We start from the raw sequence: 651 nt of genomic DNA, 5'->3' as shown, positions 1-651 counted from the left end.
CTTACCACTTTGTGATTCATGACTGGGGTGAAGTCGTAACAAGGTAACCGTAGGGGAACCTGCGGTTGGATCACCTCCTTACCTAAAGATATTGATTCGAGTGGCGTGCTCACACAGATTGTCTGATAGAAAGTAACGAGCAGAAATACCTTTATAGGCTTGTAGCTCAGGTGGTTAGAGCGCACCCCTGATAAGGGTGAGGTCGGTGGTTCAAGTCCACTCAGGCCTACCACTTCTTCGAAGTGGAAAAGGTACTGCACGTGACTGTATGGGGCTATAGCTCAGCTGGGAGAGCGCCTGCCTTGCACGCAGGAGGTCAGCGGTTCGATCCCGCTTAGCTCCACCATATAGTCCGGTATTTCAATACTTCAGAGTATATTGGCGACAGTATGCTGCGAAGTATTTTGCTCTTTAACAATCTGGAACAAGCTGAAAATTGAAACATGACGGCTGAAATTTATCCCTCCGTAGACGTATTGGGATGAAGAGTAACCTGTCATAGAGTCTCTCAAATGTTTGCAGCGCGAACGATGGAAACATCTTCGGGTTGTGAGGTTAAGTGACTAAGCGTACACGGTGGATGCCTAGGCAGTCAGAGGCGATGAAGGGCGTGCTAATCTGCGAAAAGCGTCGGTAAGGTGATATGAACCG

The 651-nt window shown here is 48.5% G+C and carries 2 tRNA genes and 2 rRNA genes; all 4 read left to right on the top strand.

Annotation, left to right across the window (positions count from 1 at the left end):
- Nucleotides 1-81 (top strand): 16S ribosomal RNA (locus tag BVU99_RS08840); the annotation flags it as partial.
- A 74-nt stretch (nucleotides 82-155) separates the two neighbouring features.
- Nucleotides 156-232 (top strand) — tRNA-Ile (locus BVU99_RS08835).
- Nucleotides 233-270: 38 nt separating this feature from the next.
- Nucleotides 271-346: transfer RNA gene (locus tag BVU99_RS08830), tRNA-Ala, on the top strand.
- Between the two features lie 207 nt (nucleotides 347-553).
- A 23S ribosomal RNA gene (locus tag BVU99_RS08825) occupies nucleotides 554-651 on the top strand; the annotation flags it as partial.

Origin of the sequence: Serratia sp. OLAL2, from assembly GCF_002752475.1 — a bacterium.
In the GTDB taxonomy this organism is placed as follows: Bacteria; Pseudomonadota; Gammaproteobacteria; order Enterobacterales; family Enterobacteriaceae; genus Serratia; species Serratia bockelmannii.
Note: the sequence above shows the minus strand (reverse complement) of the source record. Positions and strands in the feature narration are given on the sequence as shown.